General features: G+C 40.6%; 20 protein-coding genes and 1 tRNA gene. 9 read left to right on the top strand and 12 right to left on the bottom strand.

Annotated elements, in window-relative coordinates:
* Window positions 1-59 precede the first annotated feature (59 nt).
* Both FTU64_RS07950 and FTU64_RS07945 read right to left on the bottom strand, forming a co-directional pair.
* On the bottom strand, window positions 60-1,439 hold the full coding sequence (locus tag FTU64_RS07950; RefSeq protein WP_180059534.1) for a wax ester/triacylglycerol synthase family O-acyltransferase: 1,380 nt from the start codon (window positions 1,437-1,439) through the stop codon (window positions 60-62).
* Between the two features lie 167 nt (window positions 1,440-1,606).
* Entirely contained in the window at window positions 1,607-2,341 is a 735-nt protein-coding gene (locus tag FTU64_RS07945; protein WP_168379034.1) for a phosphoadenylyl-sulfate reductase, read from the bottom strand.
* Between the two features lie 201 nt (window positions 2,342-2,542).
* Between FTU64_RS07945 and thrH the strand changes: the two genes are divergently transcribed.
* The gene (thrH, locus tag FTU64_RS07940) at window positions 2,543-3,160 is read left to right on the top strand and encodes a bifunctional phosphoserine phosphatase/homoserine phosphotransferase ThrH (protein ID WP_078189978.1); all 618 of its coding nucleotides are present in this window, start codon (window positions 2,543-2,545) and stop codon (window positions 3,158-3,160) included.
* Window positions 3,161-3,232: 72 nt separating this feature from the next.
* Here thrH and FTU64_RS07935 read toward each other — a convergent pair whose 3' ends face one another.
* The 4 genes from FTU64_RS07935 to FTU64_RS07920 form a co-directional block, all read right to left on the bottom strand.
* Window positions 3,233-4,381 (bottom strand): OmpP1/FadL family transporter, encoded by a 1,149-nt coding sequence (locus FTU64_RS07935; protein ID WP_180059533.1) that lies wholly within the window; start codon window positions 4,379-4,381, stop codon window positions 3,233-3,235.
* A 296-nt stretch (window positions 4,382-4,677) separates the two neighbouring features.
* Window positions 4,678-6,108 (bottom strand): outer membrane protein transport protein, encoded by a 1,431-nt coding sequence (locus FTU64_RS07930; protein ID WP_180059532.1) that lies wholly within the window; start codon window positions 6,106-6,108, stop codon window positions 4,678-4,680.
* Between the two features lie 545 nt (window positions 6,109-6,653).
* Window positions 6,654-6,726: transfer RNA gene (locus tag FTU64_RS07925), tRNA-Arg, on the bottom strand.
* A gap of 73 nt (window positions 6,727-6,799) precedes the next feature.
* On the bottom strand, window positions 6,800-8,188 hold the full coding sequence (locus FTU64_RS07920; RefSeq protein WP_078189974.1) for an amino acid permease: 1,389 nt from the start codon (window positions 8,186-8,188) through the stop codon (window positions 6,800-6,802).
* Between the two features lie 330 nt (window positions 8,189-8,518).
* On the opposite strand from FTU64_RS07920, the gene prpF reads away from it, so the two are divergent.
* The 3 genes from prpF to FTU64_RS07905 all read left to right on the top strand — a co-directional run bounded on the left by prpF (window position 8,519) and on the right by FTU64_RS07905 (window position 11,933).
* Entirely contained in the window at window positions 8,519-9,709 is a 1,191-nt protein-coding gene (gene prpF, locus FTU64_RS07915) for a 2-methylaconitate cis-trans isomerase PrpF (RefSeq protein ID WP_180040408.1), read from the top strand.
* Between the two features lie 207 nt (window positions 9,710-9,916).
* On the top strand, window positions 9,917-10,894 hold the full coding sequence (locus FTU64_RS07910) for a GGDEF domain-containing protein (RefSeq protein ID WP_180059531.1): 978 nt from the start codon (window positions 9,917-9,919) through the stop codon (window positions 10,892-10,894).
* 130 nt (window positions 10,895-11,024) lie between these two features.
* Entirely contained in the window at window positions 11,025-11,933 is a 909-nt protein-coding gene (locus FTU64_RS07905) for a polyprenyl synthetase family protein (protein ID WP_180004317.1), read from the top strand.
* 195 nt (window positions 11,934-12,128) lie between these two features.
* On the opposite strand, the gene putP is transcribed toward FTU64_RS07905, so the two are convergent.
* The 5 genes from putP to FTU64_RS07880 form a co-directional block, all read right to left on the bottom strand.
* Window positions 12,129-13,619, bottom strand: a complete 1,491-nt coding sequence (gene putP, locus FTU64_RS07900) for a sodium/proline symporter PutP (protein ID WP_180059530.1) — start codon at window positions 13,617-13,619, stop codon at window positions 12,129-12,131.
* A gap of 211 nt (window positions 13,620-13,830) precedes the next feature.
* Window positions 13,831-14,685 carry an SPFH domain-containing protein gene (locus FTU64_RS07895; RefSeq protein ID WP_078189969.1) on the bottom strand — a complete coding sequence of 285 codons (855 nt, stop codon included), beginning with the start codon at window positions 14,683-14,685 and terminating at the stop codon, window positions 13,831-13,833.
* 16 nt (window positions 14,686-14,701) lie between these two features.
* Window positions 14,702-15,181, bottom strand: coding sequence for an NfeD family protein (locus FTU64_RS07890; RefSeq protein WP_180022299.1), 480 nt, complete (start codon window positions 15,179-15,181; stop codon window positions 14,702-14,704).
* A 99-nt stretch (window positions 15,182-15,280) separates the two neighbouring features.
* Window positions 15,281-16,204, bottom strand: coding sequence for a patatin-like phospholipase family protein (locus FTU64_RS07885; protein WP_180059529.1), 924 nt, complete (start codon window positions 16,202-16,204; stop codon window positions 15,281-15,283).
* Window positions 16,205-16,265: 61 nt separating this feature from the next.
* Window positions 16,266-16,901 (bottom strand): 1-acyl-sn-glycerol-3-phosphate acyltransferase, encoded by a 636-nt coding sequence (locus FTU64_RS07880; protein ID WP_078189966.1) that lies wholly within the window; start codon window positions 16,899-16,901, stop codon window positions 16,266-16,268.
* A 167-nt stretch (window positions 16,902-17,068) separates the two neighbouring features.
* Between FTU64_RS07880 and FTU64_RS07875 the strand changes: the two genes are divergently transcribed.
* The 5 genes from FTU64_RS07875 (at window position 17,069) to FTU64_RS07855 (ending at window position 23,435) form a co-directional block, all read left to right on the top strand.
* Entirely contained in the window at window positions 17,069-18,355 is a 1,287-nt protein-coding gene (locus FTU64_RS07875) for an MFS transporter (RefSeq protein ID WP_180059528.1), read from the top strand.
* Window positions 18,356-18,506: 151 nt separating this feature from the next.
* Entirely contained in the window at window positions 18,507-19,613 is a 1,107-nt protein-coding gene (locus FTU64_RS07870) for a porin (protein WP_180059537.1), read from the top strand.
* Between the two features lie 140 nt (window positions 19,614-19,753).
* Complete coding sequence (locus FTU64_RS07865) at window positions 19,754-21,424, top strand: phosphoethanolamine transferase (protein WP_180059527.1); 1,671 nt, start codon at window positions 19,754-19,756, stop codon at window positions 21,422-21,424.
* A 3-nt stretch (window positions 21,425-21,427) separates the two neighbouring features.
* Window positions 21,428-22,096, top strand: coding sequence for a response regulator transcription factor (locus tag FTU64_RS07860; protein WP_078189962.1), 669 nt, complete (start codon window positions 21,428-21,430; stop codon window positions 22,094-22,096).
* A 19-nt stretch (window positions 22,097-22,115) separates the two neighbouring features.
* Window positions 22,116-23,435 (top strand): ATP-binding protein, encoded by a 1,320-nt coding sequence (locus FTU64_RS07855; RefSeq protein WP_180059526.1) that lies wholly within the window; start codon window positions 22,116-22,118, stop codon window positions 23,433-23,435.
* A gap of 46 nt (window positions 23,436-23,481) precedes the next feature.
* Here FTU64_RS07855 and FTU64_RS07850 read toward each other — a convergent pair whose 3' ends face one another.
* Window positions 23,482-24,189: a phosphatase PAP2 family protein gene (locus FTU64_RS07850; RefSeq protein ID WP_180059525.1), complete on the bottom strand. Its 708-nt coding sequence runs from the start codon at window positions 24,187-24,189 to the stop codon at window positions 23,482-23,484.
* Window positions 24,190-24,219 lie beyond the last annotated feature (30 nt).

The raw sequence follows: 24,219 nt of genomic DNA, 5'->3' as shown, positions 1-24,219 counted from the left end.
TTATCATTATGTATGGTTCAAGATGCTGATGAATTGATACCAAATCTAGAAACAGGCGGTTAGCTAACCGCCTGTAACTTTGGGGAATCTTGGTTCACAATAGTTTCAAATCGTTGAATTTCTTCTTCCAAATGCGTGAGTAAATTTTGCATTTTTGGCAGCGCATTACGACATGCGGTTAAACCAACTTCAAGCTTATCTAAATAGCTGGTCATGGTGATATTAAGCGCTTGACCATCCAAAACAATAGACGCTGGGTAGAGCGCTTCTAAACGTGCACCATTCCAATATAACGGCTCTTGTGGGCCGGGAACATTCGAAATGACCAAGTTAAAGGCCTGACGTTTTGGCATGAAGCCTGATGCAATATTTAAACCTGCTGCACTGTAGACAAAAGCACTGTAGTTTAAAATTTGATTCGAGTTCATCCGCTTAAAGCGCTCTTTGGCATTGAGCACACTACGACGCACAATCTTCAACCGTTCTAGCGGATCTTCTTTATGGGTTCCAAGATTGGCCAAAATCATGGTAATACGGTTTGACATATCTGAATCATCGGTACGCACAGATGCAGGCACCATGGCAATCAATGGCTTTTTAGGTAAAGCATTTTGTGTAATTAAATATTCACGTAATGCGCCTGAACAAATTGCAAGCACAATATCGTTAATTGTTACGCCGAGTGACTTGGCAATATGTGACAAACGTGAAAATTCAAAAGACTGAGCAGCGAAACGACGAGAAGAACTAACCCGTTGGTTTAATATTGAACTCGGCGCTTGGAAACTAGACACATAATCTGGGTTACGCCCCATATCTTTCATTACTGTTTGTGACAGTTCGTACAAAACTCGTGGAGTTGAGTCAAGTTGTCCCTTAATGGTCGATAACAGACCTTTCATACGACTGGATTTAGGCTGTTTCAGGCGTTTTGCACGAGGGCCTTCTACACACCATGGTGGCACAATTCTTTTAGCATCTGGGTCATGCGAAAGTGATTTTTCAACTAAACGCATACCTGCAATGCCATCGACCATCGCGTGGTGGATTTTGAAGTACATAGCAAAACGATTGCCTTCAATGCCTTCAATAATATGGCAAGTCCAAAGCGGTTTCGCACGGTCAATCAGCGCACTGTGTTCTTGAGAAATATAAGTCAAAAGTTCACGAATACGACCGGGATGCGGCAGTGCGATATGGCGGAAGTGATGATCTAAATCAAACTCTTCGTCTTCATCCCAAAAGAAGCCGTTGAGTTTATTGTTAAAAGGAGGAATAGGAATGGATTTTGAATTACGAATATCTGCGACTAAATCTTGAATAAAAGTATCTGGTGCATTGTCAGGGATCTGAAATAAAAATAGACCACCTACGTGCATCGGTTGTTGCCGTTTCTCTAAATTTAAGAATATGAAATCAATAGGATGTAATGGATGCATAGCGTTGATTGCCTCACTGCAATTTCTACAGCTGCTCATGTATGAGTAGCATTGTTAGAATTATTAAATTGTCTTTTGCAGTATAGCGTTTTTACGTTGAAATGATACGGAATTATGTGTATCGATGCGTTGAAAAAAACCACTGCTATGCAGTGGTTTTGTGATCTTTATTTTTTCATGTTGCCTGCGTGTAAGCCGCATTCTTTATGGGTTGCATCTTCCCACCACCAGCGACCTTCTCGTTCGTGTTGATTCGGTAAAACAGGTCGAGTACATGGTTCACAGCCAATCGAGATAAAGCCACGTTCGTGTAGTGGATTATATGGAATTTCCATTAGACGGATATAGTTCCAGACATCAGCGCTAGACCAGTTTGCCAAAGGATTATATTTAATCAATTGCTTGCCCGGACCTGAAAAACCGGGGTCTGCTTGTACCACAGGAATTTCATTACGTGTGCCTGGGCTTTGGTCTTTACGTTGACCTGTGATCCAGCCATCTAAAGTGGCTAGTTTTTTACGCAAAGGTTGTACTTTACGGATACCACAGCATTCTTTATGTTCATCTTGATAGAAGCTAAAAAAGCCCTTTTCTGTTACCAGTTTTTGTACGGCATCACTTTCTGGGAAACAGATTTCAATATCAATTTTATAATGTTTACGGACAGTATCTAAAAATTGGTAAGTTTCAGGGTGTAAGCGACCGGTATCTAAACTAAATACACGAAAAGGAATCCCTAAGTTCGATGCAAGATCAATCAGTACAACATCTTCTGCACCAGAAAAGGAAATCGCAACTTCACCTTGCTGGCTAAGCGCAAGTTTCATAATCTCAGAAGGTGATTTATCTGCATATTCAGATGCAAGTGCATCGACAAGGTCAATAGTAGGGATGGTAGTCATGAATGTCCTGGCTATAGGCTTGGAACGTTAAAACCTATATTAATTTATTTCAGAACTATTTTAATGGAAATGCTAAAACACACTTATCACTAAAAAATAGATACTTATGAAAAAAATAGATTTAAAAAAGAACAATGCATTTTTTTATTCTTCCGCTATGATATTGAAAAAATTTTTTTCACATAACAGAGGGTAGAGTGCATGGAAGTCGTTTGTTTAGATCTAGAAGGGGTTTTAGTACCTGAAATTTGGATTAATTTTGCGAAAAAAACAGGCATTAAAGAACTTGAAGCAACGACTCGTGACATTCCAGATTACGATGTGTTGATGACTCAGCGTTTAAATATCCTAAAACAACACGGTTTGGGTTTAAACGATATTCAAGACGTAATCGCAGATATGGGGCCATTTGAAGGTGCAAAAGAGTTTGTAGAGTGGGTGCGTACTCATTTTCAATTGATTATTCTTTCAGATACTTTCTATGAGTTTGCACATCCATTAATGCAGCAACTTGGTTGGCCAACGATTTTCTGCCACAAATTAGAAACTGATGAAAATGGTATGATCTCAGCTTATAAGCTTCGTCAACCTGATCAAAAGCGTAAAGCCGTTCAAGCATTGCATGGGTTAAACTTCCGGGTGATTGCAGCAGGTGATTCTTATAACGATACGACGATGCTTGGTGAAGCAGATGCGGGTTTCTTATTTGATGCGCCTGACAATGTGATTGCAGAATTTCCACAATTCCCACCAATTCATGGCTATGCTGCATTAAAAGAAGCGATTCGTAATGCTTCAGTTCGTGATATTCCAGCTTAATTCTGTATAGCTGGTTATAGAAAAGGGCGCTTATGCGCCCTTTCTTGTTTAATGCAAAGCTGTTCTAACAACTTAGAAGCGATAGCCTATTTTCAAACCATAGCCAAGCGCATGGTTATCTTCAAATTCACCTACTGGATTACCACCAGTTTGAGCAGTAGCATCACCTAACCAGAAGTATTTAACACCTGCTTGGATGAAATAGTTTTCAGCAGGACTATATTGACCACCTAGACCAACATTCCAATTCCCTTCAACAGGGCCTAAAGTCGTAATAGGGTTGCCAGCACCCGAATCGTAACCTACAGATGCAGAACCAGACCATTTGCTGTTAAATTTATGGCCTACACCAACATTAGCTGACCATTGGTCGTCTGAGTAATCAATAAGATTTTGACGGACATGAGGTGCTGGAATTGAACTTACGTTACCAAGTAAAGTTGGTTTAACCGCAAACTGGCTCCAATGTACCCAACGAACATTGGCAAATGCTAGCGTATCTTTAGCAATACCTGTTTGGAAATCTAAGTTAACTGATTGAGGTGTTGTTGCATCAACAGATGATGTCAGCGCAATTAAAGATGGATACGGTAGAAGCGTTTCATTGGATTTTGTATTATGTTCAATTTCAGAGCGGTAGGTAATAGCCGCTTTTAATGCAATTTCAGGAATCGAATAAGCAACACCTGCTAACCAGCCATAAGCTTCTTCACGTTCCATTTCGATGTTATAAGTACCAAGTTTGGCATTACCACCATAAGCAGCACCACGTAGTTTGATATTGGCTTCTACAGTTTGCCAAACTGGACCTGCATAAAAGTTCCAATTTTCGTTTGGTTGGTAACCAATTAGGGCAGTTAAGCTTTCAGTTTTAACATCTACAGATGTACCTTGAGCACCATTACCAAATACTTGCGATGCAGCATCATATTCAGCTTCTGCACCGTATGGTTGGTCGTAAATTAAACCTAGTGAAATTTTGTCAGTCGCTTGTACTTTGACAGCAGCGGAAGGGAAGTAATATGACTTCGCCATGTCATCGACATTAAGTTCATTTGACTTTACTTCTGCATCTAGAACAGTGATACCTGCTTCAGCGTAGTTACCTGGCTGTAGGAATGCAGAAATTGACTGGCCAGAACGGTCTAAACCACCAGCAATTGCAGAAGTTGCAGGCATTAAACTGATGATGATCGCTTTTGTAAGACGGTTAAGTTGCATACATTTTCCCTGTTTGTAACTTTTGATGTTATTTCAATGTGTGGAAAGTAACATAAATAGAAAAACAGTAAATAAGAGTTGCTACTCTAAAATTGAACTCAGGAAGTTAAAAAATGAACATGACTAGAGTATTTATTCTAGTTGCATATATTTATGTTTATGATTTTTAAATGAAAAAATAGAGTAAATAACTTAAAAAATAATTATTCATAGTGAAAAATCAAATGCTCAGAGTTTGAGCATTTGATTTTATTTTGAAAATTGGATTCAACCGTAGTTGAATCTGCAAAAAATTTTTAGAAGCGGTAACCAATTTTTAGACCGTATGCCCAAGCATCGTTGTCTTCAAATGTTGCTACATAGTCGCTACTTCCTGATTGAGCACCAGTTTGAGCATCTGCATCACCTAGCATGAAGTATTTCACACCACCAGCGATGAAGTAGTTTGGAGCAGGGCTAAATTGTAAACCTAGGCCTACGTTCCAATAACCCTCTGTTGGACCAAGTGTAGACACAGGGTTACCTGCACCAGAATCCCAACCTACAGATACATTACCTGCCCATTGATCATTGAATTTACGGCCTACACCAACTGTTGCAGAAATTTGATCATCAGAATATTCAACTAGGTTAAACCCATCTGGACGACCAACAAGTGGACCAACTGCTTCACTTACTTTGCCAAATTTGTAAGGTTGAATAGAGAAGCTAGACCAATCTACCCAGCGAACATTTGCAAAAGCAACTGTATTAGCCATGATACCTGTTTGGAAATCTACGTTAACAGATTGTGGAGTTGTAATTTTTGTTTTGCCTGTTTGACCCAATGCTGCCAATTGTTCTGGTGAAACACCTAGGCCACCCAATACTGCAGGTAAACCAGCGAAATCCATTAGAGATAGTGATTCATCAGATTTAGCATCATGATCAATTTCAGAGCGATAAGTTACCGATGCTTTTAAAGCGATATCAGGAATTTGGTATGCGAAACCAGCTAACCAACCTGTACCCGCAGTTTCTTTAAAGGTTGCATCGTAGCCATTGAATAAGCTATATGCTTGACCGCGAAGACTTAATTTACCTTTTACAGTTTGGTATACACCACCTGCATAAACGCTAAAGTTTTCAATTGGTTCAACACCAAAAACCATTGAAAGATTTTGAGTGTCTACTTCAACTTTGGTATTTCCTTCACCTAAATAACCATTTGCAGCAGTTAGAGCACCATTAAGTTGTTGGAATGCTGGGCTTGCAAGTACTTGTTGTTTTGCTGCAGCAAGTGTTTGTTCATTAACAGGTAAATTTTGTGCTTCTAAAGCAGCAACTGCTTTTGCAGTAACAATATTATTTACTGCACTTGCAGATAATACAGTGTCAGTACCTGGTGTAGAAGTAAATACATTGGTGCCTGTATATTCTGCATCAGCACCAAATGGTTGGTCGTAAATTAAGCCAAATGAGAATTTATCCGTTAATTGTAGTTTTAAGGCAGCTGAAGGGAAGTAGTAATCACCAGCCATATCTTCAATATTACGGCGTGTTTCACTAGTACCAGATTCTTGTCCTTCAACAGTTGGATCTAGAACAGAAATTCCAGCTTCAAAATAATTTCCTGGTTGTAAAAACGCAGACATGGATTGACCTGAGCGATCCATAGCTGCAGCAAATGCACCTGTCATTGGTACAGTTGCAAGAATCATCGCTGTAGTTAAAGTTTTTAATTTCATTCTTCGTCTTTCCTTGAGATACGAATCAAACTTGTTAGTTTTTTTGGGATACTGCAAATATTCGTTATGCGTAACTTTTTCTTGGTTTTAGCCTATTTGTTACGCCATGTGACAAAAATAGCACAATTAAAATAAGAGTAAATGCTCTAGATTGAAAAATATGGCTAAAAGTTGCTATTTTTAGAGTAAAAGTACTAATTAGTATATATAACATTTTGATTATTATTTAATATTTTCATTTAGCGCATTATTTTCTAAACCTAGAAAAAATTGAAAAAATTTTGATATGAGCAGTCATAAATTGATTTTTTGGCCTTATGGACCATACTATGTGTCGTTTTTTGCATTGAGAGGTAGGTGGTTAGCACATTTTAAAGCGCTATTTAACTGTTCTTAAAAATAGTCTTTGAACAGTAATCTTTGTAAAAACAATAACTAAGTTAAAAACTGTAATTGATGGGTTTTTAGTGTGAAAGGTTCTTTCTTTATATTTATTGGTATATGGGGGATTACAAATACAGGGAGGAGGGATATCTCAGAAATTGTGCGCTCTGCGGGACTCGAACCCACGTCGGTCGCTTAGGAGGCAACTGCTCTATCCAGTTAAGCTAAGAGCGCAAGACGGAGGCTAATGTACTCCTATTTTAGCTAAAAAAAAAGTTATTGCCGAAACAATAACTTTTTAAATTACTTAGTCTTTATGAACTTCATTGGGGTCAATGTCGCTCAAATCTTTAGGATTAAGATAGTTAAACATTAATAACATGACTGTAATCCAAACAGGGATCATTAGAACAGATTCCATAAAGCCCTGAGTCCACATAATAAAGAGAACTAAAGCAATAAAGATCAGAACGATGTAGTTGCTGACTGGTGCCCAAAGTGCAGGATAAGACGTTGTAAAATTCAAAATACGTTTTGCACGACGGAACTGTAAGTGAGTCATGGTAATCATCGCCCAGTTAAGGACAAGTGCACCAACCACCACATACATTAAGTGACCCAGCGCATCTTCAGGTACAAAGTAGTTTAAGAGTACGCAACCGAAAATCAGGACAGCAGAAAGTAATACTGCTGGAATTGGCACGCCACTTTTGTTGGTTTTTGCGAAAACTTTTGGTGCATTACCTTGTTTCGCCAAGCTGTAAAGCATACGGCTATTGGCATACATACCGCTGTTATAAACAGACAGTGCTGCAGTTAAGATAATGAAGTTCAGTAAATGTGCAGCCCAATCAATACCCAGTTGGCTAAAGATCATCACAAATGGACTTTTGTCTAGACCACCTAGTTCAAGCTGATTCCATGGCACAAGTGACAATAGAATAGTTAAAGAACCCACGTAGAAAATCAAAATACGAAAAACAACTTGGTTAATCGCTTTAGGAATAGTTTCTTTTGGATTTTCAGCTTCCGCTGCCGCCATACCAATCAGTTCAATACCACCGAAGGCGAACATCAAGAAAGCCAGCATGAAGAATAAGCCTTCAAAACCATTTGGGAAGAAGCCGCCCTGACTCCATAAGTTGGTAAATGATGCTGTTGAGTTGGCATCTGCAGTCAGTAGCAAATACAAACCAAATACGATCATAGAAATAACTGCAGTGACTTTAATAATTGACAGCCAAAACTCAGATTCACCATAAAACTTCACATTACCTAAGTTTACTAAAGTAATGATCACGAAGAAGAACAGTACAGATGCCCATGCTGGAATATGAGGCCACCAGTAATTGATGTATTTCGCAACAGCGGTGAGTTCTGTCATTGCCACTAAAATATAGAGAATCCAGTAGTTCCAACCTGTTAAGAAACCTGGAAATTTCCCCCAATATTTATATGCAAAATGGCTAAATGAACCCGCTACAGGTTCATGGACGATCATTTCACCCAACTGACGCATAATTAGAAAGGCGATCAAACCGCCAATGGCGTAGCCGAGAATGATGGATGGTCCAGCAGATTGAATCACATGCGCTGAGCCCAAGAATAAGCCTGTACCAATTGCACCACCCATGGCAATCAATTGAATATGACGATTCTTTAAGCCACGCTTGAGTTCGGAGGAATTGGTAGTCAAGTTACTCTTCCCGAGAATGGTTTAATTTTGGTAATTGTAATGTATAGAGAATGAATAGCCTAGTAGCTCAAAATTTATGAAAAATATTTATAGGTTTGATAACCTATTTTTGGTTTTAAATGCTGAATTAAAAATTTATGAATCAATAGATTAATTTTATTTTAATTGAAATTCTTATACTTGGCTTTATATGGAAAAGGTATCGAATGTTGTTTTTTTATACTTAAGTCATGTGATTGTTAAAACTTCAATTAAACATTGTATGATGCAAAAGCGCAGAAAAGAACGCTCTGCCAAAACACAATGATAAAGATTAAGGATTCAATAAAAATGAGTTTTGCTCCCCAAATTAAGATTGCAGCGACTTATATGCGTGGTGGTACTAGTAAAGGTGTATTTTTCAAGCTAGATGATTTGCCGCTTGCAGCACAACAAGCTGGAAAAGTTCGCGACCAACTTTTATTACGTGTGATTGGCAGTCCAGATCCTTATGGCAAACAAATTGATGGGATGGGTGGAGCAACATCAAGTACCAGTAAAACCGTTATTTTGGCAAAAAGTTCACAGCCTGAGCATGATGTCGACTACCTATTTGGACAAGTGTCGATTGATAAAGCATTTGTAGACTGGAGCGGTAACTGCGGAAACTTAACGGCAGCTGTTGGTGCATTTGCCATTGCAAATGGTCTGGTTGATGCATCACGTATTCCTGAAAATGGCTTGTGTACGGTTCGTATTTGGCAAGCCAATATTCAAAAAACCATTATTGCGCATGTACCTATTACTGATGGTGCAGTACAAGAAACCGGTGATTTTGAACTAGATGGTGTGACCTTCCCAGCAGCTGAAGTTCAAATTGAATTTTTAGACCCCGCAGATGATGGTGAAGATGGCGGCGCTATGTTCCCTACAGGGAACTTGGTCGATACTTTAACCGTACCCGATGAAGGCAGTTTCCCTGCAACATTCATTAATGCAGGTATTCCAACGATTTTCTTAAATGCAGAAGATATTGGTTATGTCGGCACTGAACTGCAAGATGCAATCAATGGTGATGCCAAGGCATTGGCCCGTTTTGAAAAAATCCGTGCTTATGGTGCGCAGCAAATGGGTTTGATTTCAGATATTGCTGAAGCAGAACAGCGTCAACATACCCCAAAGATTGCATTTGTTTCAAAACCGAAAGCCTATACATCTTCGAGTTCTAAACAAATTTCAGAACAAGATACGGACTTATTGGTTCGTGCCTTGTCGATGGGGAAACTGCATCATGCCATGATGGGCACAGCGGCAGTTGCCATTGGTACAGCTGCGGCGATACCGGGAACGCTTGTGAACTTAGCCGCGGGTGGTGGGGAGCGAGAAGCTGTGCGTTTCGGACATCCGTCTGGGACGCTACGTGTAGGTGCGCAAGCAATTTATGAAAATGGTCAGTGGGTCGTTAAAAAAGCCGTGATGAGCCGAAGTGCGCGTGTCTTAATGGAAGGCTGGGTGCGTATTCCTGCGGATAGTTTGGATTAAGCATTTAACATCTCATTTGAAATCAGCCTCTGCTTTGCAGGGGCTTTTTTTTGCCTTTATCTTTTATATGAATAAGCAAATCATGAATTGGTATATCTTTTTATATAATATGAACTGCATTTAATATTAGAAAGTTTCTGTGATTTATGACAGATTAATTTTGTTAGCATTTTGCGTAGCTTTACCCTGAAAAAAAGTAGCGAAACCATGCTTAAAAAAGACTTAATAAAATCGGATCTACCTACTGAACAATTGGCTGTATTAGAAGCGTTGCCAATGCCTGCTGCGTTATTTTCTGCGACAGCTGAGCTGATATGCGCCAATCAAATATTTAAACATCGATTTCAGTCAGACTTACAAGAGATCGTATTAAATCACGTGTCTGTGATGCAGCAAAAAACCAAAGCCACAAGTTCTGAGTTTGATTTACGCTGTTTAGAGAACGACAGCATTGAACCCTTTATGTATAGTGAAAATGAACGGCATTATTGGTTCACGCTCAAACCTAAGTTTCAACAAAGTGGCGATTTGGAACATGTGTTGTTGTGCTGTGCGGACATTACAAATTTAAAGCAATTCGAATTATCGCTGTTGAAACATAACCAACAACTCGAACAACAAGTTTATTTTGATTATCTGACAGGGATAAAAAATCGACGTGGATTTGATTTAGACCTTTCTCAGTGGCAAAAAAGCTTCGCGGTTGAACAAGCCGATGAAATTTGTTTGATGATGCTCGACTTAGACAATTTTAAGCAAATCAATGATATCTACGGTCATGCGTTTGGCGATGAAGTTTTAAGAAAAAGTGCGCAGCTTTTAAGGATGCAAATTAGTCAACATGCAGATGCACAAATATATCGCATGGGTGGGGAAGAGTTTGCAATGATTTTGCCACGCACGGCTATATCGACTGCATGTTCGATTGCTCAACAATGTTGTGAGCAAATCTATGCTTCTTCGATGAATTATGCGGATAAGGCTTTACAACTGAGTATCTCATGCGGAGTGGCCTTGTGGGATGGTACAGAGTCATTTTTTGAAACATTGGCACGTGCCGATCAGGCTTTGTATCAAGCCAAGAAAGGCTCGAAAAATTCTACTTGTTTTAATGATGGACAAAATGTGGCGCTATTTGAGGAAACGACATTTAAAAAACCATCAGACTGTGGGAAAAACACATAGATTTAGGTCGTAACATAGAGAAAGATCTGAGAAAGCAGTATTATGCAACAGGTCAAAATTGACAGAAAACATTGGCAGTCGATTTGCTAATGAACGAAGCAGTTAAATATTTAAAGTATTTGAGGTGAATGTGTCTTCTTTAACAGACGTTTCCACACATGCCCTGACAGAAGCGCAGCAGCGTATTCAGCAGGATTTACTGACAGCGCTTGATGCATTTTCAATTCCAGAACCCTTAAAAGGGGCGGTGTATCATGCTGTGATGTTGGGTGGAAAACGTGTTCGACCGGCACTTTGTTATGCAACAGCAGCATTAAAACCCAATACCAATTTTGCAGCAGTACGCCGTGCTGCGGTGGCAATTGAATTTATTCATTGCTATTCATTGGCACACGATGATTTGCCGTGTATGGACAATGATTTACTTCGTCGTGGTCAACCAACTTGTCATGTGGCTTTTGGTGAAGATACGGCCTTACTTGCTGGCGATATTTTACAATCGATGGCTTTTGAAGTTTTAGGCAGTCGTCTCTTTGATCAAGGCCCAGCCGTTGAAGCGCCGATTATCTTAAAGCAAATGCAAATTTTAGCGACTGCAACTTCAAAAATGGTCAATGGACAAGTCCTAGACTTACAAGCGGAAGGCAAACACGTCAGTCAGGATGAACTGGAAAATATTCATCGAAATAAAACCGGCGCTTTAATTTCTGCAGCAATCATGATGGCGGCAGTGACAATATTTAATGGCACAGATCAAGCCATTCCTAAACTCCGTGAATTTGGTCTTGCGATTGGTTTAGCCTTTCAGGTGCAAGATGATATTTTAGATATTATTGCTGACACTGAAGCATTGGGTAAAACAGCGGGTAAAGATCAACAAGTGGATAAATCCACATATCCTGCGTTAATGGGCCTTGATCAAGCGCAAGCATATGCAGAAGAATTACATGCACAAGCACTTCAAGCTTTGGATTATTTTGCAGAAGATGCGGCAGAATTACACAAGATCACGCAGTTTTTATTAAAACGTCAAAGTTAATATGACGCAGTAAAAGATCTCAGCCCACACATTTAACATGATGTGGGCTTTTTTATATTTTGTATATTTGGAACAGAAGTCAATAAACCTCTAAGTAATATCTAAATGGATGACATAATAAAAACAAAAAAGGACGCTAGGCGTCCTTTTTTGCAGATATTAAAACTTAGAGCTTAAATTTAAGTGCTATTGGTCTTAAATACTTTCTTTATAGATACGATCTGCTTCTTCAAATTTTTCAGTGACTTCAGCAGATGGCACTTTGCCCATTAAACTCACAATGATGATTGCAATGAGTGAGCAGATGAAGCCCGGTATAATTTCATAAACGCCTGTATCGCCCCAGAGGTTTTTCCATAGAATAACCATAACAGCACCAACCACCATACCTGCTAAAGCACCATTGAGTGTCATGCGTTTCCAAAACAATGACATGATAATCAGTGGGCCAAATGCAGCACCAAAGCCTGCCCATGCATATGCGACGAGACCAAGGACTTTAGAGTCAGGATTACCCGCCATATAGATCGCAAGCAACGCAATCATTAACACCATAATACGGCCGACCCAAACTAATTCTTTTTGTGAAGCATTTTTGCGTAAGAATGATTTATAAAAGTCTTCAGTTAATGTACTTGAGCAGACTAAAAGCTGACAGCTGAGGGTACTCATGATCGCAGCTAAAATCGCAGCCAATACGATACCTGCCACCCATGGGTTAAATAGAATTTTAGTCAATTCCATAAAGACCGTTTCAGGGTTTGCTGTAACGACACTTGACAGTTCTGGATGCTGTTGGAAATAAGCAATACCGAAGAAGCCTGCTGCAACTGCGCCACCGAGGCAGAGCGTCATCCATGTCATACCAATACGGCGTGCATTGGGAATCGATTTAACAGAATCAGCTGCCATGAAGCGGACTAAGATATGCGGTTGACCAAAATAGCCTAAGCCCCATGCCAATAAAGACATGATTGCGACAAAACTTAAGTCAGCAAATACATTCATCGCTTGAGGGCGTGCCGCTTCTAGTGCCAGAGTGAACTGGCTTAAATCAGAGAATGACAACATGACCACGATAGGGGTAAGTAGCAAGGCAAAAATCATAAAGCCCGCTTGAATGGTATCGGTCCAACTGACAGCAAGGAAGCCACCAATAAACACATAGCTCACCGTTGCAATGGCACTGATCCAAAGCGCAGTGCTATACGACATACCAAACATACTTTCAAATAATCGAGCGCCTGCAACCATGCCTGAAGCACAGTAAATTGCGAAGAAAATCAAAATAATCACAGCTGACACGATACGTAAGATTTTCTTTTGATCGTTAAAACGATTTGAGAAATAGTCAGGTAGGGTCAAGGCATTATTTTGAACTTCGGTATGTACACGTAGACGACCTGCCACAAGTAGCCAGTTGAGCCAAGCACCGATGATCAGACCAATTGCAATCCACATTTCAGATAAACCTGAAAGGTAAATCGCCCCCGGAAGACCCATGAGCAACCAACCACTCATATCTGATGCACCTGCAGAAAGGGCAGTGACAAAGCTCCCTAATCGGCGGCCACCTAAAATGTAGTCAGAAAAGTTACTGGTCGCACGGTATGCAAGTAAACCGATCACGACCATGGCGACAATATAAAAGAGAAAGGTAATTAGGGTGGGATTCAGGGAGCTCATACGGTATCCGCTTTGGCGTTGGACAATTGCGTTTAATTAGGGGACTCAATGGGATTTGCCTAAGCCAAGTAGGTAAAATCGAACGATAAGTCCTAAAACGTCAAAAAAATAACGTGAAATTTAAACATAAATTCACAAACTTTGCCTTCTTTTTTGTTTTGGGCATAAAAATGGGCCGTATATCACGACCCATTTTAATTAATGCGAAGATTTAGTTATTACGTCCCATCACACCACGAATCGTATTCAGTACATCCGCAGGTAAAACCACAGTTTTGGCATTATTAGATTTAGCCATATCTTGCATGGCTTTAACGTATTGTTCACCCAGTAAGTACGCAACTGGAATTTCTTTATCGCCGACGGCTGAACTCACCATTTCAATTGCACGCTGTGAAGATTCTGCCAGTACCACTTGAGCTTCTGCATCACGACGAGAGGCTTCTAAACGACCATCAGCTTCCAAAATAGCCGCTTGTTTTTCACCGTCTGCCTTGGTGACTGTCGCACGACGTTGACGTTCCGCTGCTGCTTGCTCTTCCATTGCCGCTTGCATGGTATGAGAAGGTTTAATATCTTGAATTTCTACAGTTTTAAGCGTAATGCCCCAGTCAGAGATATCATCAGAAATAGCAGCTTTAAGTTTAGCCTTAATATGATCACGCGATGAAAGTGCATCATCCAAGTCCATTTCACCGACAATAGAACGTAAAGAGGTTTGAACTAAGTTTTGAATCGCCCATGTGTAGTTTTCAATACCGTAAACTGCTTTTTCAGGCGTGGTTAAATTGATATAAGCCACAGCATTCATCAGCAGTACCGCGTTGTCACGAGTGATCACTTCCTGAGAGGGAATATCTAACACGATATCTTTGGTTGTGACTTTATAAGCCACTTCATCGACATACGGAATCACAAAGTTCAGTCCCGGATTGAGCGTGGTATGGTATTTACCTAAACGCTGAACAATCCATTTATAACCTTGGGGAACAATACGAACACCTTTAAAAATGGTGACGGCTACAAAAACTAAGAGCGCTAAAAAAACAATAGAAACACCAGACATGTCATTTCTCACTTATTTATGGATTGTCAGCGGGGTGGTTGCTGCTGTGCAGTTGGACGACTAAATCATTGCCTAAAATATCGGTCACGCGAACACGGTCGCCGACTTGAAGTGCATCTTGGGTACGGCAATGCCATTCATCTGAACCTAAAACAGGCATTGGGAAGCGAACTTTAACGCTGCCATGATTGAGTTGGGTTTGAATCACCATACCCACTTGGCCAATTGTCGCTTCACGCGACAGACCTGCTTTGGTTTTATCAATGGATAAAGGCTTAATAAATTTGAACCACAAAAATGTGCAGAGCACGGCAAAAATAATCCAAACCACAATTTGGACATTAAAGTCCATGGATGGAAAGATCCAATATAAGATCCCGACCAAAATTGCGGAAACGCCAAACCAGAGCGCAGCAAAAGACGGCAAAATCAGTTCAAAAAGCATCAAAGCGACGCCCAATACAAACCAGTGCCAAGGTTCTAAAATAAATTCCATACATCTACTCTTATATAAGGGTGAATTGATATAGATGAACCAGTATCTATATCAATGTAGCAGATGTATAACTCAATGAATATAAAAAAAATCGTTGAATTATATTTTCGCTTTTGGTGCTGGTTTAAAGGCCGCAGGGGAGTGTTTAAAGTTATCGATCGCCTTAATAATGCTATTCACTTTGAGCTGTGCGGCTTTTTCACCTTCTAAAATCGTCGCATTGCTCGACTTCAAATCGAGTGTGCCAATATGTCCCACTTTCGGTTGAATCACGAAATTGGCATTTTTTAGTTCTTCATTAATACTTTGTTGTCCCATGATGTTAATGGTTTGATCGAGTAAACCAAACATGCTTACGGCTTTGCTACCGTCAGGACGCGCAGAAATATCAACCGCAATCACGATATCTGCACCCATATCACGTGCCGTTTTCACCGGAATCGGGCTGACTAAGCCACCATCGACATATTTCACCCCTGCAATGGTTGCAGGTACAAATACATTTGGAATGCTGCATGATGCACGCACTGCTTGGCCAGCATTGCCGCGGTTAAATTCAGTTTTGCTGCCATTATCCAAACGGGTGGCTACAGCAGCAAAGCGTTTTGGAAACTGTTCAATTGATTTATTGCCGACGTTTTTATTAACAAAGTCTTGCAGTTTTTGCCCTTGAATAATGCCTTGGCTATTTAAGGTTAAGTCACGAATATCGGACTCTTTAAAGTTCAGAGCCAATTGCTGCATTTGATAAGGCGTTTTACCGCTGGCATATAAGCTGCCGACAAAACTACCCGCACTGGTCCCAGTCACAATCTTAGGTTTAATACCGTGCGATTCAAGCACTTTAAGCACACCAATATGAGCAAAACCTTTGGCACCGCCACCACCGAGCGCAATCGCGATCACCGGTTCACGTGCTTTGGCTGGTGTAGGTGTCGTGGTCGCAGGCGTTTTGGTTGCAGAATCACAGCCAGTGAGTGCCAATACAAAGAGGCTAGGAATCAGGTATTGCAAAAGTTTCATGGGTGAAATCTGATGGTTAAATATACAAAGTGCACATCACATCAAAAAAATAGCCATTTGACTAGGGCTTTTTCCAGTGCTTTTGTAACGGCAAGGCCAACCATTCGGGATTTTTCGGGGAAAATTTCCCGTCATATATCTTCAAAATTTTTTCGAGATCAGTTTCAAAATCTCCACTCGGTTCAAAAACACCCAAGCAATGAATGGTTTTCTTTGCATAATCAAAGCTAAACATCACGATAGGAATCTGTGCTTCATAGGCAATATAGTAAAAACCACTCCTGATTTTATCGGCTTTTTTTCGTGTTCCCTCAGGTGCCATTCCAATCCAAATTTGATCTGTCGCTTGGACAATCTCAGCAATTTCACGTGTCAGTCCATGTGGATTTTCACGCTGTACTGGGATCACGCCGACCCAATCTAAAAGTGGTTTTAAGGGAGTATCAAAAAGGGTGTTTTTACCAAAAATGGTTATTTTTATCCCGATCCCAAGCAAGGCGAGAAAACCATGCCATGCATCTATATTAGAAGTATGCGGAGAAATGATCGCTACAGCTTTGGCAAGGTTGGGAAATTCGCCGTCAAATTTCCATCCTTGTGCCAAAAAAAGTTTTTTAAAAATAGCGCGGCTCAGAGTGGAACCACGTGATGGGACTTGATCGGGCAAAACCGGAAATAATAGAGTCTTTTGATTCATTGCATATTCTTATATAAGTGAAATCCATTTTCGACGTGATGTACTTTAAAAATACGGCATCAGCATTGACCTTATCTTAGGTCGATGATTTTTTTAGATCATTGGCAAAATAGCCGCATTTTGACTACTCTAAATGTAACTTCAGCGCATTCAACATTTAGGAACTTATGATCCAGCTTCGTCAGCTCTATCTTTTACTGTTTTCCTTATATTGGGCGCAAGGGTTACCTGTTGGTTTTATGACCCATGCTTTACCAGTGATTTTAAGAGCGCAAGGTGTATCTTTGGCACATATTGGTGGCTTTGGATTACTCATGTTGCCATGGTCGATCAAAGTTATCTGGGCACCTTGGATTGATCGGCATGGTTCAAGGTCCAAAGGGCACTATCGGAGTTGGATTATTCCAATGCAGTTGCTGTCCGTGGTGGTCTTGGTCTTCTTGTCTTTTTTGCCGATCCAAAGCTTGAATGAACCGATGTATCTGCTGCTGTTTTTTGTGGCTTTACTCAGTATGAATTTGGTTGGTGCGACTCAAGATGTCGCAACCGATGGCTTGGCCGTTAATATTTTAAAAACTGACCAACAGCACTGGGGCAATACCTTTCAGGTGATTGGTTCCAGACTCGGCTTTATTGTCGGTGGTGGCGCTGTACTTTGGGCTTTAGATTGGTTGGATTGGCAAGCCACCTTTCTGTTTTTAGCGGTATTGGTGTTCATCAATACGATTCCTATATTTCTCTATCGAGAACCTTTAAAGCCACCAATCAACATAAAATCTAGTCCAGAGAATGATAACAACCATAAACATACTTCAGGCTTGTTCTACGCCATTCGCCAATATTTGACTTATTTTACCCAAACCAAAACCCTCACACTGTGGCTGATGATCTTATTGAGTTTTAAGCTTGCAGATGGTCTGGCAGGTCCTTTACTTAAGCCACTGATGGTCGATTTAGGATTGAGTTTTAGTCAAATTGGTCTGTATGTCACCATGCTAGGTGCAGTGGCTGCTTTAATTGGGGCAGGGCTTGCTGGTCTTAGCTTGAAGTATATTTCTCGGGCGCAAGCCTTGGTTTTCTATTCGGTATTGAAAATATTCAGTTTATTGGCCTATGCATGGCTGGCTTTGCAGTTCGAGGCAAAACGGCCCGTCCATGAATGGCTGATCTATGGGATCAATGCTGCCGAAGACATGATTTCAGCCATGCTGCTCGTGATCATGCTGACTTTGGTGATGCAATATAGTCGTAAAGCATTTGCAGCAACGGACTTTACATTTCAGGTTGCCATTATGGCTACGGTGAGTGGGGGGCTGTATAGCATCAGTGGCATAGTGGCCGATCAGTTGGGTTATAGCACTTATTTATTTTGGATCACAGGTTTGGCTGCATTGAGCTTAGTCCCGATTCTATTTTGGGGAAAAGCATCAAAAAATGACCAAAATCACTTCTAAATCATGATTTTGGTTGTTTTTTATCAGCTAAAGCACTAAAAGAGCAATGCAAATATTATTTTAATAATTTTGTAATATGTTTCGCGTGTGTAATATCTGTTACAAAATAATTTAAGGAAAATTTTTGATGAAAACTAAGTAAGCAGCGGCTATCGCATTGAGCCTTTTGGCTGGGTCAACCTTTGCAGCACCAACCTTCTACGGTGAAATTGATGCGTCAGTTGATTATTTACCTGAAGATAATAAAACGGGTGTTTCAGATAAAGATGTCGTTGAAATCAGTTCAAACAGTTCTTTCTTGGGTTTAAAGGGCGATGAAAAACTGACTGACCGTTTAAGCGCAGTTTATGCAATTGAATGGGCATTTAACTCAGACGGCGAAGGCGACGACTGGTCTAAGCGTAACCGCTTCGTTGGTTTGAAAGATGCGAAACTTGGTACATTGAAAGTCGGTGCACACGATACACCATTAAAACAATTGTCTAGTCCAGTTGATACATTCAATAACTACGTGGGTAACCGTGCTGATGTTACAGGCATCATGACGGGTGAAAACCGTGTAGATAACGTTGTTGTCTATGAATCACCAGCTTTTAAAATTGCTGAAGGTGCAATTAAAGTTAATGCATTGCTTGCAACAGGTGAATCTTCAGGAATCAAGAGCGACAAAGGTGTAGTAAAAACTGCAGGTCGTGGTCTTGGCGATGCTTGGTCGGCGTCTGTTGTCTATGACAGCCCCGTTGTTGTCGCAGGTTTAGCCTATGACAAAGCCATTCCATCGAACTTTGGTGGCGTAGGGATCTTAAATGCAAGTGCGCCTGAGGTGCATCCTGCATTAGATAAAGATGGAAAAGTAACTTCAGTATTTGCTGCAGCAAATACTGTTCGTGCGATCGGTCGTGTAAATCTTGAGGGTGGTTTGGCACTCAAAGCACTGTATCAAACATCAGAGGTTGAGGCTGCTAAAGGTAATGATGTTGCAGCAGCAAATATTGATGATGCTCAAGGTTGGTTAGTCGGCGCAGAATACAATTTACCTTCTGCAAAAGCTTGGACAGTCAAAGCACAATATAGTCAAAATACTACGACCTATAAAGTGGGTGATGATTACGAAGCTCAGCAATTCATAGCAGGTGTGGATTATGCATTTAGCAAACAAGTGAAAGCTTATGGTTATGCAGGTTACTTAGCACTTGAACAAGGTCCAGATGAAAGCAAACAACCTGTTCTAGGTACAGGTCTAGAATTTAAATTCTAAAACTTTGATTTAAGTTGTTCAAAAGGCGATGTTTTACATCGCCTTTTTTTATTTTTCTTGCTTGGTTTTGATCAGTTTTAAGTGATTTTTAAGTTTGAATTTTTAGATTAGGGCATCAAAGATCAATAATTGATGCCAATATGCTTCAGGTCATAGCTAAAATACAGCAAAAAATTCCAAGACTTAGTTTAAGTCAATTTAACCTCGTGCTTGCCTTATGGCTTGGGGTGGTTTTGAACCTCGCGTTTTATCAGCAAATCCAGCAGCTCACACCTTATACGGGATTGAAGGCCGGACTATTTTTAGCGGCAACCGTACTGGTGGTGGTGGCACTTTATAATGTGCTGATGCAACTCCTGCAATGGCGATGGAATTCAAAACTTTTGGCGAGTGTTTTGCTGATCATTGGTGGCTTGAGCGCCTATTTCGTCAATAGTTTAGGCGTGACCATTACATCTGACCAAGTGCAGAACATGATGCAAACAGATGTAAAGGAAGTGCAGGATTTAATCTCGCCACAATTTTTTATCTGGGTCTTTGGACTGGTTATTTTGCCAGTGCTATTGATCTGGCTTTTGCCACTGCATAAAGAAGCCCTAAGCACGGTGGTAGCCAAAAAGGGTCTACATATAGTGCTATCGCTCATCCTTTTGGGTGCTTTGCTGTTTGTTTATTTTGTCGATTATGCTGCGATCTTTCGTGAGCATCGTGACTTAAAAGGCATGCTCTCACCACAAAACAGTATCGCTTCGACATTTTCCTATTATCACAAAAAAGCACCGAAACAGAATTTGCCATTGCTGAACTATGGTGAAGATGCACATATGGTTGAAAACCTAAGCGCCAAAAGCTTACCAAAATTGATGGTCTTAGTGGTTGGTGAAACTGCGCGCGCGGAAAGTTTTTCACTGAATGGGTATGCTAAAAATACCAATCCTGAACTCAGTCAGCAAAATATTATCAATTTTAGCCAAGTCAGTTCATGTGGCACGGCAACCGCTGTGTCTGTTCCTTGTATGTTCTCGGGTATGCCGAGAACCGAATATGACGAACAGCTTGCAAGTCATCGCGAAGGTTTACTCGATATAGCACAGCGTGCAGGTTATAAGGTGACGTGGCTAGATAATAATTCAGGCTGTAAGGGCACATGCACACGTGTTGAAAAATATGAATTTCCTGAAGCACTGAAGAAAAAGTGGTGTGATGCCGATGGCGAATGTCATGATGAAATCTTAGTGGATGGTTTGAAGGCATATTTGGCTTCGATTCCCAAAGCAGATCAGACACCTCGTTTAATTGTATTACACCAAATGGGCAGTCATGGCCCTGCTTATTTCAAACGAAGTACCGCAGCGTTTCAAAAATTTAAGCCAACCTGTAATAGCAATGCCATACAGGGATGTAGCTCGACAGAATTAATAAATAGTTATGACAACAGTATTATCTATACCGACCATGTACTGAGTGAATTGATTAACACCTTAAAAGTGACTGACCACTATCAAACAGGACTGTGGTATTTGTCCGATCATGGCGAGTCGACAGGTGAGCATGGCTTATATTTACACGGTTCTCCATACGCAATTGCACCGTCACAGCAAACCCATGTACCGATGTTGATGTGGTTTTCACCGGCGTGGCAAAAAAATAATTCAGCGCAATATACTTGTTTAATGGCACAAAAAAGCCAAAAATTAAGTCAGGATAATCTATTTCCATCGCTATTAAGTTTGCTCGATGTGCAGACTCAAGTGATTGATGAAAAAAACAATATGTTGCAACAATGTACTTCAGTACAGCGCAGGACTTAAGCCATGCACAAAATACTTATTATTGAAGATGATTTCATGATTGCCGAATCGACTAAAACCTTGTTGAACTATCAACAGTTTGAAGTCGAGTGGGTGAATAATGGCATCGATGGCTTAAAGCTCATAATGCAAGGGGGAATTGATATCGTCTTGCTGGATCTAGGTTTGCCGATGATGGATGGTATGCAAGTCCTGAAACAAATTCGTCAAATGCAGCCCAAACTGCCTGTATTAATCATCTCGGCACGTGATCAATTACAAAATCGTGTAGATGGTTTAAACCATGGGGCAGATGACTATCTGATTAAGCCTTATGAGTTTGATGAATTACTTGCACGGATTCATGCGCTCCTTCGACGCACAGGGCTGAGTTCAGTCGAAGCACCACAGAAAATCTTAAAACATGGTGAATTGATTTTAGATATTGAGCAGCATCTTGCACGCTATAAGGGTCAATATGTCGATTTATCTAACCGTGAATGGGCCATATTGATACCACTGGTGACACATCCGAATAAGATTTTTTCGAAAGCCAATTTAGAAGATAAGCTTTATGATTTTGATAGTGATATCAGCAGTAATACTATTGAAGTGTACGTGCATCATCTCAGAACAAAATTAGACAAAGATTTTATTCGCACCATTCGTGGTTTAGGTTATCGACTCGGTTAAGGCAAAGGAATTATCGACCATGCAGCAGCCTTATTCTCTGAAAAAGAGACTAATTATTTATGTGTCTGTTTTCAGTATGCTTTTGGGCTGTCTTTTGGTGTTTTCAGCTTATCGAATTGCACTTGAAGAAATTAATGAAATTTTAGATGCGCAAATGCAAAATTTGGCGGAACGTGTTGCAGAGCATGATCCGCAGCCTATTCGCAGCGAATTTGATCAACATAAGCGTTATCACGAAGAAGATTTATTTGTCGATGTGTGGACTTATCAGTCCAATGCACATCAAACTCATCAATTAAAATTATTGGTCGCGCCTCAGCCCAAAGCCGGTTTTTATACCCACAGTACTCAACAGGATGAGTGGCATACCTATATTTTGCCACTCGCAGATCGGCAAATTCAGGTCAGTCAGCAAGAGTCGGTACGACAGCATCTTGCTGCTGAATTGGCCAGTAGCATGTTTATTCCCTATTTGGTTTTTATACCTTTTGCATTAATCGCTTTGGGATGGTTGATTCAACGCAGTTTAAACCCACTGGAAAAATTTAAAAAAGAACTGGCAAAACGGGATGCCTTTGAACTTTCTCCAATCTCTCAAATGCCGTATCCAGAGGAAATTGCACCGACCATTATTGAAATGAACCAGTTGTTTGAACGAATTTCATTGTCGCAGCAGGAACAGCGCCAGTTTATTGCCGATGCAGCGCATGAGTTACGGACCCCGATTACCGCACTGAATTTGCAAATGCAGATTTTGCTACAAAAATTTCCACAAGATGACGCTCTACAAAATTTGAGTAAAGGTTTAATTCGTATTCAGCATTTGGTCAGTCAATTATTGAGTTTGGCAAAACAAGATGCCTCGGTCTTTGAACTTGAGCGCAAACAACATTTTGATCTGAAGCAAGTCGCAACCAATTGTGTCGAGCAACTGGTACATTTGGCGATGCAAAAAGATATTGACCTTGGCATGGAGCAACAACAGCGCATTGCCTTATATAGTCTTGAGCCAACCGTACATTCGATCATTTTTAATTTGATTGATAACGCCATCAAATATACCCCTGCACAGGGCATGATTAATGTCTCCGTTTTTGAACATGCGGGTCAGGCGGTTGTACAGGTTGAAGATAGTGGGCCTGGTATCGATCCTGCTTTATATGAGCAAATTCGAAAACGCTTTTATCGAATTTATAATCATGAAGAAACTGGAAGTGGTTTAGGGCTAGCGATCGTGGATAAAGCCGCAAAACATATCGGTGCGGAATTGGAGTTTTCTCAAAGTGAAACACTAGGTGGTCTGAAAGTGAGTTTACAGATCCCATTCAGTGAATCATGAGTGACTCAATCATTTTCGGATCAAGCTCAATTTAGATACTTAAAGATTAGATCCATGTAAATGCTTTGCTGTTTTGCTGCGTAGTTGATGTAGTGAGATGGCGAGAAAACAACACATACATGACACAATTAAATGCCCAAATGATCCATGCGGTCCAAAGGTTATGACTCAGAAAATGCGCACCCCGCATCATTTGCGCCCAGCCAAAAGCAAATCCTAAAATCAGCCCAGCAGATAAAAAGAAGTAAGCACGGGCAGGTCGATGTATTCGATAAACAAAATATCCCGTAATTAGGGCAAAACCAGTCGCAGCATGGCCACCGGGGAAGCAGTGTCCTTGGCGTGCTGAAAAATCCCAAGAAAAGCCTTGGGCTGTGGCGACGGTCATATTCCAAGGGCAGGCATGCGCAGATTGTGATTTGAGCAAACCAATAATTGCCGTGCTGAGTAGAGCCACTACGATAAAATAGCCAAATTCAAACTTGCGTGCTTTCAGATGAGGATATTTAAAACTGCATATCCATGCTGCGATATACAGGACATACACACCTATGACGATATTCTTGATATAGCGATGGTTCAGCACAGCAAGTGCCCAATCATTACGATGAGGAAAACCACCATGTAGGTCGACCCAAGGCTGAATAAAAGCTTGGTCGAGCGAACCACCGACGGGGAAAACATAAAGGAGGCCAATCATACTGAGCGTGAGCAACAGGGCTTGTCGTAATAAAAAGGAACGGTTCGAGAGCATAAGTCGTGTGATGTGCTGAAATTATTTTGT

Origin of the sequence: Acinetobacter sp. YH12128 (assembly GCF_013418655.1) — a bacterium.
GTDB lineage: Bacteria > Pseudomonadota > Gammaproteobacteria > Pseudomonadales > Moraxellaceae > Acinetobacter > Acinetobacter amyesii.
This window is presented reverse-complemented; position numbering and strand designations above follow the sequence as displayed.

Excerpts from the sequence above, each read along its gene's own strand:
- FTU64_RS07850 (WP_180059525.1), bottom strand. The coding sequence starts at position 24,189 with ATGCTCTCGAACCGTTCCTTTTTATTACGACAAGCCCTGTTGCTCACG.
- prpF (WP_180040408.1), top strand. The coding sequence starts at position 8,519 with ATGAGTTTTGCTCCCCAAATTAAGATTGCAGCGACTTATATGCGTGGT.
- FTU64_RS07875 (WP_180059528.1), top strand. The coding sequence starts at position 17,069 with ATGATCCAGCTTCGTCAGCTCTATCTTTTACTGTTTTCCTTATATTGG.
- FTU64_RS07910 (WP_180059531.1), top strand. The coding sequence starts at position 9,917 with ATGCTTAAAAAAGACTTAATAAAATCGGATCTACCTACTGAACAATTG.
- FTU64_RS07855 (WP_180059526.1), top strand. The coding sequence starts at position 22,116 with ATGCAGCAGCCTTATTCTCTGAAAAAGAGACTAATTATTTATGTGTCT.
- thrH (WP_078189978.1), top strand. The coding sequence starts at position 2,543 with ATGGAAGTCGTTTGTTTAGATCTAGAAGGGGTTTTAGTACCTGAAATT.
- FTU64_RS07945 (WP_168379034.1), bottom strand. The coding sequence starts at position 2,341 with ATGACTACCATCCCTACTATTGACCTTGTCGATGCACTTGCATCTGAA.
- FTU64_RS07950 (WP_180059534.1), bottom strand. The coding sequence starts at position 1,439 with ATGCATCCATTACATCCTATTGATTTCATATTCTTAAATTTAGAGAAA.
- FTU64_RS07895 (WP_078189969.1), bottom strand. The coding sequence starts at position 14,685 with ATGTCTGGTGTTTCTATTGTTTTTTTAGCGCTCTTAGTTTTTGTAGCC.
- putP (WP_180059530.1), bottom strand. The coding sequence starts at position 13,619 with ATGAGCTCCCTGAATCCCACCCTAATTACCTTTCTCTTTTATATTGTC.
- FTU64_RS07860 (WP_078189962.1), top strand. The coding sequence starts at position 21,428 with ATGCACAAAATACTTATTATTGAAGATGATTTCATGATTGCCGAATCG.
- FTU64_RS07930 (WP_180059532.1), bottom strand. The coding sequence starts at position 6,108 with ATGAAATTAAAAACTTTAACTACAGCGATGATTCTTGCAACTGTACCA.
- FTU64_RS07865 (WP_180059527.1), top strand. The coding sequence starts at position 19,754 with ATGCTTCAGGTCATAGCTAAAATACAGCAAAAAATTCCAAGACTTAGT.
- FTU64_RS07885 (WP_180059529.1), bottom strand. The coding sequence starts at position 16,204 with ATGAAACTTTTGCAATACCTGATTCCTAGCCTCTTTGTATTGGCACTC.
- FTU64_RS07880 (WP_078189966.1), bottom strand. The coding sequence starts at position 16,901 with ATGAATCAAAAGACTCTATTATTTCCGGTTTTGCCCGATCAAGTCCCA.
- FTU64_RS07935 (WP_180059533.1), bottom strand. The coding sequence starts at position 4,381 with ATGCAACTTAACCGTCTTACAAAAGCGATCATCATCAGTTTAATGCCT.
- FTU64_RS07890 (WP_180022299.1), bottom strand. The coding sequence starts at position 15,181 with ATGGAATTTATTTTAGAACCTTGGCACTGGTTTGTATTGGGCGTCGCT.